General features: G+C 75.1%; 7 protein-coding genes. 4 read left to right on the top strand and 3 right to left on the bottom strand.

Going from position 1 to position 10,524, the window contains the following annotated elements; all coding sequences use genetic code 11:
* Positions 1 to 21: 21 nt before the first annotated feature.
* From ACOJTC_RS30945 to ACOJTC_RS30930, 4 genes are read left to right on the top strand one after another with little or no spacing between them, the layout of a single operon-like run.
* Positions 22 to 2,655: a non-ribosomal peptide synthetase gene (locus ACOJTC_RS30945; RefSeq protein WP_420119531.1), complete on the top strand. Its 2,634-nt coding sequence runs from the start codon at positions 22 to 24 to the stop codon at positions 2,653 to 2,655.
* A complete protein-coding gene (locus ACOJTC_RS30940; protein WP_420119530.1) occupies positions 2,636 to 3,838 on the top strand; it encodes a cytochrome P450 in 1,203 nt (400 codons plus the stop codon). Before ACOJTC_RS30945 ends, ACOJTC_RS30940 begins: the two co-directional genes overlap by 20 nt.
* Positions 3,839 to 5,146, top strand: coding sequence for an MFS transporter (locus tag ACOJTC_RS30935; RefSeq protein WP_420119529.1), 1,308 nt, complete (start codon positions 3,839 to 3,841; stop codon positions 5,144 to 5,146).
* Positions 5,147 to 5,191: 45 nt separating this feature from the next.
* Positions 5,192 to 6,886 carry a condensation domain-containing protein gene (locus ACOJTC_RS30930; RefSeq protein WP_420119528.1) on the top strand — a complete coding sequence of 565 codons (1,695 nt, stop codon included), beginning with the start codon at positions 5,192 to 5,194 and terminating at the stop codon, positions 6,884 to 6,886.
* Between the two features lie 106 nt (positions 6,887 to 6,992).
* Here the strand turns inward: ACOJTC_RS30930 and ACOJTC_RS30925 are convergent, their stop codons facing one another.
* The 3 genes from ACOJTC_RS30925 to ACOJTC_RS30915 form a co-directional block, all read right to left on the bottom strand.
* Positions 6,993 to 7,841 (bottom strand): hypothetical protein, encoded by an 849-nt coding sequence (locus ACOJTC_RS30925; RefSeq protein WP_420119527.1) that lies wholly within the window; start codon positions 7,839 to 7,841, stop codon positions 6,993 to 6,995.
* Positions 7,838 to 8,347, bottom strand: coding sequence for a SigE family RNA polymerase sigma factor (locus ACOJTC_RS30920; protein WP_420119526.1), 510 nt, complete (start codon positions 8,345 to 8,347; stop codon positions 7,838 to 7,840). The genes ACOJTC_RS30925 and ACOJTC_RS30920 overlap by 4 nt, the downstream gene beginning before the upstream one ends.
* Before the next feature lie 180 nt (positions 8,348 to 8,527).
* On the bottom strand, positions 8,528 to 10,524 hold a 1,997-nt coding region (locus tag ACOJTC_RS30915; protein ID WP_420119525.1), incomplete at its 5' end, for a DUF4153 domain-containing protein.

Genomic DNA, 10,524 nt, shown 5'->3' with positions numbered 1-10,524 from the left:
GCCGACCACCACGTCGGACGCGTGGGTCGTGCCCACGGGCGGGATCCGCGCGCGGGGGGGGGGGGTCGGCGGGCGCTCCCGACCGACCGCCCCCGACCCGAGGTGGTGGGCCCGGCGGGCGCGGTGGTGACCGCGCCGCTCGACCCGGCGCTCGTCACCCGGCTGACCGACCTGGCGCGGGACTGCGCGGCGTCGGAGTTCATGGTGCTGCTCGCCGCCTACACGGCCTTCCTCAGCCGGGTCGCCGCGCCCGGGGGCACGACCCACGCGTCCGACGTGGTGGTCGGCGCACCCTTCGGCGGGCGGACGGTGGACGACGAGGACACCGTCGGCATGTTCGTCAACGTCCTGCCGGTCCGGGCCCGGATCGACGCCGACACCACCTTCCGGGACCTCGTCACCCAGGTCCGGGCGCAGGTCAGTGCGGCGGTTGCGTACCAGTGGACGCCGTTGCAGGAGCTGGTGGCGGAGCTGGCCGACGCCGCCGGGCCGGACGGGCACCCGCTGACCCAGGTCGGCATCTCGCACGTCGACGACCGCGGCTGGCGCTGGGCGCCGGCCGGCGCACCGGCCGTACGGGAGGTGCTGTCCACCGGCACCGCCAAGTTCGAGCTGCTGTGGACCGTCACCACCGGGACGACGTCGGCGACGTCCGCCCTGGAGGTCGCCGCCGACCTGTTCACCCCGGAGCGGGCGCGGGAACTGCACGCCACCCTGCTGGCCGACCTCGCCCGGCTCAGCGCCGCCCCGGACACCCCGGTGGCGTCGGGACCGTCGGTGGCACCGGCGGTCACCCACGGGTACGTCCGTCAGCCCGCGGAGCTGCCGGTGCACGAGGTGGTGGCGTTGCGGGCGCGGGCCCGCCCGGAGGCGGTCGCGGTGCGGCACGGCGACCGGGAGCTCAGCTACGGCGCGCTGGACACCGCCGCCGCCGGGCTCGCGGGACGGCTCGTCGCGGCGGGCGTACGACCGGGGGACCGGGTGGCCGTCGCCGCCGCACGGGGCGCGGACGCGGTCACCGCGTTCCTGGCCGTGCTGCGCGCCGGGGCGGCGTACGTGCCCGTCGACGTGGCCCAGCCGCCGGCCCGCAGCCGGGCGATCGGGCGGGACAGCGGGGTACGGCTGGCGTTGTGCGAGCGGGGCCGCGAGGACCACGTGCCGCCCGGGGTGCCGACGATCGAGCTGCCCGGGGCGCCGGTCGGTGCTGCGGTGGGGGCGGCCGGTGCTTCCGGACCGGTCGGGTCGTCGCACGTCCCGGTGACGGTCCGGCACCCGGCGTACGTCATGTACACCTCCGGGTCCACCGGTGCGCCGAAGGGGGTGGTGGTGCCGCACGAGGCGATCCTGCGCCTGGTGCCGCACTCCAACTTCCTGCGGCTGGGGCCGGACGACGTCGTCGCGCACCTGTCGAACACCGCCTTCGACGCGGCCACCCTGGAGATCTGGGGCGCGCTGTGCGCGGGCGCGACGCTGGTGGTGGTGCCCCGCGAGGTCGCCCTGTCGCCGTACCGGCTGGGACGGTTCCTCGCCGAGACCGGGGTGAGCGTCATGTTCACCACGAATGCCCTTCTCAACGCGATCGTCGCGCACGTGCCCGACGCCTTCGCCCGGCTCCGGGTGCTGTTGATCGGCGGCGACCAGTACGCGCTGGCGCAGATCCGCCGGATGCTGGCCGCCGGTGCGCCGGAGCACCTGGTCAACGCGTACGGGCCGACGGAGAACACCACCTTCTCGGCCGCGCACGAGGTCGTCCCCGCCGACCTGGACGGGGGCGTCATCCCGATCGGCGGCCCGATCGACGGCGGCTACCTGCGGGTGCTCGACGACCGGCTGACCCCGGTCACCCCCGGCGGCACCGGTGAGCTGTACGTCGGCGGGCAGGGGCTGGCCGACGGTTACGTGGGCGATCCGGGGCGTACCTGCACGGCGTTCGTCGCGGACCCGTTCGCCGACGCGCCCGGCCAGCGGCTCTACCGCACCGGCGACCTGGTGCGGCTGCGGCCCGACGGGGACGTGGTGTTCCTGGGCCGCCGCGACGACCAGGTGAAGATCAGTGGGTTCCGGGTGGAGTTGGGCGAGGTGGAACGGGTCCTCGGCGACTGCCCGCAGGTGGGTGACCACGCGGTGGTGGCGGTCACCGACGCGGAACCGGTGGAACTGGTCGCCGTGTCGACGGGCCCGGCCGAGCCGTCCGAGGTGCGGGAGTTCCTGCGGGCCAACCTGCCCCCCTACATGGTGCCGGCGCGGTGCCACCGGCTGCCGGCCCTGCCGGTGACCCCCAACGGCAAGGTGGACCGGGCGGCGCTGCTGGCGGCGCTCGGCCGCGACCCGGACCCGGAACCGCCCGTCCCCGCCGACCCGCCCGTCCCTGACGCCGCCTCCCCGCCGGGGGACCCGGTCGCCGCCGGGCTCGCCGACATCTGGCGGGACCTGCTGGGGGTGACGGAATTCGGCGCGGACAGCCAGTTCTTCGCGCTCGGCGGCACCTCGATCAAGGCCCTGCACCTGGTCGGCGCGGTGCACCGGCGGTTCGGTGTCGACCTGCGGATCGTCACCGTGTTCCGCCGGCCGTCCTTCGCCGACCTGGCCCGGGAGATCGCCGACCTGGTGCGGACCGAGCAGAGGGGGAACGGCGATGGACCTGGGCGACCCTGACCTGTACCTCGACCCCGGCCGGTTCGCCAGGTGGCGTCGGTACGCCGCCGACGACGCCGTGCTGTGGAGCGACGCCGGCACCTCACCGGGCGGCTTCTGGTCGGTCTTCTCGCTCGCCGGGTGCCGCGCGGTGCTGGCACCGAAGGCCGCGTTCACCTCCGAGTACGGGATGATGATCGGCTTCGACCGTGACCACCCCGACAAGGCGGGCGGTGGGATGCTGGTGGTCGCCGACGGCCCCCGGCACACCCGGCTGCGCAGCGTCATCATGCCCTTCCTGTCCAGGGCGATGGCCGAGTCGCTGGAGGAGACCGTCCGGCAGGAGGTCCGCCAGCTCGTCGCGGACGCCGTGTCGGCGGGCGGCCTCGACGTCGCCGCCTCCCTCGGGCCGGTGATCCCGGCGAGCGTCGTCTGCCGCCTGCTCGGCGTGCCGGCGACCGACCGGGACATGCTGATCGAGCTGACCAGCCACGCCTTCGGCGGCGCGGACAGTTCCTTCGACCGGATGCCCCCGGACGCGGCGCACTCGGAGATGATCCTCTACCTCGCCGACCTGGTGGCCGAGCGGCGGCGCAGCCCGGGTGACGACCTGATCAGCGCGTTGGCCGGTGACCCCCGGTTCGACCTGCGTGAGGTCCTCCTGAACTGCGACAACGTCCTGGTCGGCGGCAACGAGACGACCCGGCACGCGATCGCCGGCTGCTTCCACGCGCTGGCCACCGCCGCCGGCACCCTGGACCGGCTGCGCACCGACCCGGATCTCGTCGGGCCGCTCGTCGAGGAGGTCATCAGGTGGACCTCACCCGCGATGCACGTGCTGCGGGTCGCCACCGAGGACGTCGAGCTGCCCGGTCAGCGGGTGGCCAGCGGCGAGGCGGTGGTGGCCTGGCTGCCGGCGGCCAACCGCGACCCCCGGCACTTCGCGGCGGCCGACGAGTTCCGTCCCGGCCGCCCGGCCAACCATCTGGGGTTCGGCTACGGCCCGCACCACTGCCTGGGGGCCGCGCTGGCCCGGCTGGAACTGCGGGCGCTGCTGCTCGCGCTGGCCGAGTTCGTCGACTCGGTGTCCGTGGTCGGCGAGCCGGTGCCGCTGCGCTCCAACCTGGTCCACGGCTACCGCCACCTGCAGGTACGGCTGGAACCCGTGGGCCGTGCCACCAACCACCGAGAGGCGCTGAGTTGAGTGACCGCGTTCAGGGACGCCCGGTTCCGTCGGCTGTACGTCGGCGACGCCCTGTCGGGCTTCGGGGACACCGCGCTGCTGTTGGCCCTCGGCATCTGGGTCAAGGACCTCACCGGGAGCAACTCGGCCGCCGGTGCCGTGTTCCTGGCGATGGGCCTGCCGGTGCTGTTCGCCCCGCTGGCCGGACGGCAGATCGACCGGGTACGCCGCAAGCCGCTGCTGATGGCGACCAACGCGATCGCCGGGCTGGCGGTGCTGGCGCTGCTGCTGGTCCGGACCGCCGACCACACCTGGATCATCTACGGCGTCGCCATCGTGCACGGCTGTGTCGCCACGGTGCTCATGGCGGGGCGAAACGCCCTGCTCAAGGACCTGCTGCCCGACAGTGACCTGGGCTCGGCCAACGCGGCGTTCGGCACCCTGTTCGGGTTCACCCGGATTCTCGCGCCACTCGTCGGTTCCGGCATCTACGCCGCGTTCGGCGGTCACCTGCTGGCGCTGATCGACGCGTTGACCTTCCTCGCCGCCATCATCGCGCTGGCCACGGTGCGGGTCGCCGAGTCGCCACCGGAACGCAGCGGGGAACGGTTCGGCACCGAACTGCTCGCCGGCCTGCGTCACATCCGGTCGGTTCCGCTGCTGTCCCAGGTCACCGTCGTCAGCGCCGTCGCGTTCGGGGCGGTGGGCTTCCTGGAACCGATCATCTTCGTGGTGGTCGAGGACGGGTTGCACCGGCCGGCGGCGTTCTTCGGGGTGATCGTCAGTGTCCAGGGGATCGGTTCCATCGTCGCCGGCTTCACCGGCGCGTGGCTGCTGCGCCGCGTCGGCGAGGCGAGGGCCATCGGCGGCGCCCTGATCGGCCTCGGGGTGGGCTGCGCCGCCCTGGCCGTCGGCGCGACAGCGGTGGTGCTGGGCGGGGCGGTGGGCATCGGGCTCGCGGTCACCTGGTTCTCGATCGGCTGGAACACCCTGTTGCAGCGGCACACCCCGTCGCGGCTGCTGGGGCGGGCCTTCACCACGGCGGGGATGCTGGTGACGATCCCGCAGACGGCGGCCATCGGTGTCGCCGCCGCCCTCATCGTCGTCGTCGACCACCGGCTCCTGCTCGCCGTCCTGTCGCTGGTGATCCTGCTGGCCGGGCTGCGCCTGCTGACCCACCCGAAGCCGGCCCCGGAACCCGTCGCCACCGATGTCGACCCGGCACCCGACGGGGACGCGGCAGCCGACCGGGACGCCGCGTCGGCCGGCGGACCGGCAGCCGACCGGGACGCGGTGCCCGGCGGCGTGGTGCCCGGTCGCCGGGAGTGACCGGTCCCGTGTCCGCCCGACCCATCCCGACCCGGGGGTAGCCAGATGACCACAGCCGAGACGTCGACCGCCGTACGGACGGTGCGGGTGCCCTTCGCCGGGCTCCGCTCGGGCCGGTGGCCGATGCCCCACGGTCAGAGCAACGTCTTCGACTGGTTGCCGTACGAGGGCAGCGGCGCGGTGTTCGTCGGGTACGCGGACCTGCCCGCCGGGCGTACCGTCGACGACGTCCGCGCGGCGGTCGGCGTGCTGGTCTCCCGCCACGAGGGACTACGCACGGTGTACGAGGTGGGCCCGGGCGTGGAACGGGCCCAGGTGGTGACCCGGGACGGGCACGTCGACCTGCTGCTGCTCGAACTCGGGTCCGGGGCGTACGACCGGACCTGGATCAGCGATCCGCCCCGCCCGTTCGACCACGGCGCCGAGTTCCCCGTCCGGATGGCGGTGACCACGGACGCGGGGGTGCCCGTCCGGGCCGTCTTCGAGTTCTCCCACGCCGTCGCGGACCTGGTGACCGCCAACCTCGTGCTGGACGAACTCGTCGGGCTCGTCGCGTCCCCCGCCGACCGCACGGTGGGCCCCCCGGTCTGGCAGCCCGCCGACCAGGCCGAGTACGAGCGGACCCCGCAGGCGCGGCGTCGGATGGCGAGGACCCTCGCCTACTGGCGGCAGCAACTGCACACCATCCCGCCCTGCCTGCTCTCGGTGCCGGCCCGTCGGGAGGGGCCGCCGGAGTTCCGCCTCGCGACCCTGCGCTCCGGGCCGGTCGCCGAGGCGATCGACGCGGTCGCCAGGCGGACCAGGGTCACCCCGGCCAGCGTTCTCGTCACCACCACGGCGACCCTGCTGTCCTGGTGGACGGGCACCGAACTGGCGGCGCTGGAGGCCCTCTACAGCAACCGCGCGCTGCCCCGGATGCAGAACTTCGTCGGCAGCATCGCGCAGAGTGCGCTGGTCCCGTTCAGCCCCGCCCCGTCGTTCCACGAGACCCTGCGCCGGACCCACCTGGCCATCTTCAACGCCTACCAGTACGCCTACTTCGACGCGACCGCCGTGGAGGAGTCGGTCCAGTCGATCGGCTCCCAGCGGGGCTGCCAGCGGCACCGGGACCTGGTGATCAACGACATGAGCAGCACCCGGGGCGGCGTCTTCGACGGGCGGGCGGGGGCACCGGTGCACGGCACCGAGGTGGAGAGCGGCCTGGACGCGACCACCACCGACCCGGTCCGGCTCACCATCCTGCACACCAGGCCCACCGTCGTGGTCGGTCTCACCCACGACGTCCGGCACGTGAGCACCGACGAGGCCGCGGCACTGCTGTGGTCGATGGAACGCATCCTGCTGACCGCCGCCGACCGGGACGTCGACCTCGACCGGCTGGGCGATCTCGTCGACCTCGACCCGGTGGTACGCGGCCCGGAGTGGGTGGAGATCGACGCCGCCTGGATCGACGTCACCGCCAGCGAACAGGTGCTCCGGGCCGCGGCCGGCGACCCGACCGCCCGGATCATCCTGCGTGGCGGGCCGGGCGGCACCCGGTCGCTCGTCGGCTACGCCGCCCCGGCGGAACCGCGCGTCGGCCCGCGGGAGCTGCACGCGGCGGTGATGGCCACGCTCGGCGGCCGGCACGGCGCGATGGCCCCCGAGTCGTACGTCCTGTGTGCCCGCCCGCCGCACCCGCCCCGGGACGAGGCCGGGTGGCGGGCCCAGCCGATCCGCGCGGCGGGCACCGGCCGCTGACCGTACCGCCGCGACCGGGCCCGCCGCCCGCGCCCGTCCGGGTCGACGGCACCCTGTCGCCGCGACCGGGCCGTCCCGGTCCGGCCGGCGGGCCGGGGAACCGCGCTCAGCGCAGGTGGAACCGGCTGTCGGTGGCGAGGACCGCGAGTCGCTCCGGCGTGAACGGCAGGGCGGCGAGCTCCGGCTGCCCGTCGCCGAGCCGTCGGGACTGCGCCACGAAGACCACCGTTCCGTCCGGATGCCGGTACGCCGCCCACTGGTCGAACCGGTCGTCGGCGGCGGCGGCGCGGACCACCACACCGATCCGCGTGGTGCCGACGGTCACCACCTCGCACGCGCCCGCCGTGACCCAGAACTGCCGGGCCAGCGGGCACGGTTCGGTCGGCAGCCGGTTGCCGGCGCTGTGCACCTCGACGAGCAACCGGCCCGTCCGCTGGCCCTGGCGGACGGAGGCCGAGGACGTGTAGCTCCACACCTCGATGCCGTCCACCCTGTCGTCGAACTGTGCCTGGTGGTCGCGCGACGGCGGCTGGCCGGCGGGTGGGGTCGCCGGGTCCGACGGCACGGTGTAGCCGGCCGGGACCACCGCGACGAGGTCGTCGAGCAGCCGGGCCGCCCGGTCGTACCGGGTGCCGGCCCGTGCCGTCCGGTCCTCCTGGGGCTGGCCGTCCGGGCCGGTCGGCCACACCGGCTTGGTGTCGTGCACCGACGGCGGCGGGACGGTGCCGACCCCCGGCGCCGCCGGGGTGAACCCCCCGGAGCCGGCCGCGCCGACCGCCCCGACCCCGGTCACCGCGAGCAGCGCCGCCGTGACGCCGGCCCCGGCCCAGACGGCACGACGGCGTACCCGGGCCCGGCGGCCGGTCCGCAGTGCGGTGTCCACGCTCAACGACGGTGGCCGGGCGGTGGCGGCCATCTCGGCCCGTAGTGCCTCACGCAGTTCTTCGCCGTTCATGGTTGTCCCTTCCTGGTGCCGCTGAGGGTGGGGGACAGGAGGCCACGCAACGTCTCCAGGCCGCGCGCCGACTGGCTCTTCACCGTCCCGGTGGAGCAGCCGAGCACCGCCGCGGCCTCGTCGACGGACTGGTCCTCCCAGTACCGGAGCACCAGCACGGCCCGCTGGCGCGGCGGCACGGCGGCCAGCGCCTGGAGCAGCACCAGCCGGTTCTCCGGCGAGTCCGGCGGTGCCGGCCGGTCGGTCTGCTCGCCACCCACCCGCTCCCGCCGCCACCAGCCGCGCCGTCGCTCGTCGAGGAAGGTCCGCACCAGGATCTGGCGTACGTAGGCGTCGAGCACCTCGTGCCGGGACACCCGGTTCCAGACCAGGTAGAGCTTCGTGAACGCGGTCTGTACCAGGTCCTCCGCCCGGTGCCAGTCGCCGCAGAGCAGGTACGCGGTGCCGCGCATCGCCTCCGAGCGTGCCGCGAAGTACGCCGCGAACGCCGTGTCGCGATCACCCATCCGGGCCTCCGATCCCCTTGTCGAGATAGTCACGCGGGGTCCGGCACCGGGGGTTGCCCGCCGGGGTGGAGTCGCCGCCCGCCACCCTGACGCCGCTGCCCGGCCCCGGCAGGCAACCGGGCCGGGCAGCGAGGTCCGCCCGGCCCGGGTCGGAAACCGGGGCCGGGCGGCGCAGGGTGGTCAGCGCGGGGTGCGCCGGGTCTTCGGCAGGTCGAACTGGTCGGCGGCCTTGCAGTCCTTCTGCCCGCCGACCGCGCGCGGGCCCAGCCGCTGCAACTCCGCACGGGCCCGGCTGCGGCCCAGGTTCCAGGCGTACCACGGGTCGGGCTCGGCGAGGTCGTCGTCGATCCAGCTCAGCGTGCAGCGGCGGATCCGGTCCGGCAGGTTGGCCAGGGCGGGGGTGGCGTCGGCGGAGAGCGCCCGCAGGTACCAGGCGTCGATCTTGCCGGACTGCTCGTACCGGGCGATGTTGCGGCGGGCCGCGTAGTCCTCCGGGTTGAGCACGGCCAGGCTGAGCAGCATCACCACGGCCAGCCCGACGGTGGCGCCGGGAATCCAGCGACCCCGCCACCGTACGCCCGCCACCAGGACCATCAGGAAGACCGCGCCGAGCAGCAGCTCGAACGCCATCACGAAGATCCGTTCCCCGGTGAAGCTGTAGACCTTCTGGTAGGTGTACATCCGGGACAGTGCGGACACCACGATCACCACGCTGAGCGCGCTGAGCAGCCCGAGCAGGACCCGCAGCAGCACCCGTTCGGCCCGGCTCTCCCGTCGCGCCCAGCGGCTGACCCCGCCCAGCACGGCCACGGTCAGCAGGGTCACCACGGTGAGCTGCCAGAACCCGCTGCGCGCGTACTCGGCGTAGCTCAGGCCGGCGGTACGCAGGACGTGCCGCTGACCGCCGAAGAGCACGGTGAACTGCACCGCGACGAAACCGACGAAGAGCAGCGTCAGGGCGGCGATGGCCGGTGCCCACTCCAGGATGCCCAGTCGCCGCCGACCCTCCCGGTCGACGGTCGACAGGTCCGGCGGCGCGGCCAGGGTGTACGTGGCGGCGACCGCGATCGACCCACCGACGGCGGCCAGGAAGAGCCAGCGGAACACGGTGTCCACGTTGACCTCGGGCACCACCGCGCCGAGCACCTGGTCGAACGCGGCGTCGGCGGAGGACAGCAGCAGCCCGAAGACGAGCAGCACCACGGCGGTGGCGGCGACCGAGCCGACGACCCGGGGCACCAGCTGGCCGCCCCCGGTGGCGGTCATGTGCCGCCGTACCCAGGGCAGCCCGCGTAGCGCCGCGAACGGGGCCGCGACCAGGCTGAACAGGATGGACCGGACCTGTCTTCCGCCCACGATCGCCAACGTCGCGCAGCCCAGCGCCCCGAGGACGCAGAAGGTCACCAGCCACCAGGCGTTGCGGAACGCCAGCACGGCCAGCAGCGCCAGCGCGGCGGCCGCCCAGCCGCCCCGGATCAGCCGGTCGGTGCGGGTGAGTGTGTCGGCGTTGCGCCGGACGGCCGCGACCACCCCGACGGTGAGGACCAGCCAGCCGAGGAACCAGCCGATGCCGGTGCGGGTGAGCGGGACGAAGAACGCCACGCCCAACGCCCCGGCGAGCACCGCCGCCGGCACCTCCCAGCCGGTGGCGGGTGCGGGACCGGGCCACCGGGTGCTCAGGAACGACGGCGGGGGCGGGACCGGGGCCCAGGCCCCGGGTGGCCCACCCCACTGCACCGGTCGCCCGTCGGTACCGAACCCGCCGGGCCCCGGCCGGCCGGGGGCGGGCACGCCGGCCCCGGTGGGCGGTTGCTGGCCGGGGGGTGCGGGCCGACCCGGGCCGGACTGTGGGCCGGGCGTCGCCGGGGCGGTGGCCGGGACCGGGGCGGGTCGGTCGGCCGGGGTCGGCGCGTCGTCCGCGGAGCCCGCCGCGGTACGCGGTGCCGGCACGCCCACCGACCGGCCGGACCCGCCGGCTGCCACCGCGTCGGCCGCCGCCTGGCCGGTCGGTGCCACCTCGGCCGCCGTCGGGCCGGGCGTTGCCGGGTCGGTCGTCGTCGGGGCGGTCGTCGTCGAGCCGGGCTTCGCGACGCCGGCCGATGCGGCGCTGCCCTCCGTGGCACCGGCTGGCGTGGCGCTGTCCTCCGTGGCACCGGCCGTCGCGGGGGCCGCTGCCA

The sequence above is a fragment of the Micromonospora sp. genome, from assembly GCF_048594385.1.
In the GTDB taxonomy this organism is placed as follows: Bacteria; Actinomycetota; Actinomycetes; order Mycobacteriales; family Micromonosporaceae; genus Micromonospora; species Micromonospora wenchangensis.
This window is presented reverse-complemented; position numbering and strand designations above follow the sequence as displayed.

What these genes read in the sequence shown, in the direction of transcription:
- ACOJTC_RS30940 (WP_420119530.1), top strand. Translation starts at nt 2,636, where the DNA reads ATGGACCTGGGCGACCCTGACCTGTACCTCGACCCCGGCCGGTTCGCC.
- ACOJTC_RS30930 (WP_420119528.1), top strand. Translation starts at nt 5,192, where the DNA reads ATGACCACAGCCGAGACGTCGACCGCCGTACGGACGGTGCGGGTGCCC.
- ACOJTC_RS30925 (WP_420119527.1), bottom strand. Translation starts at nt 7,841, where the DNA reads ATGAACGGCGAAGAACTGCGTGAGGCACTACGGGCCGAGATGGCCGCC.
- ACOJTC_RS30920 (WP_420119526.1), bottom strand. Translation starts at nt 8,347, where the DNA reads ATGGGTGATCGCGACACGGCGTTCGCGGCGTACTTCGCGGCACGCTCG.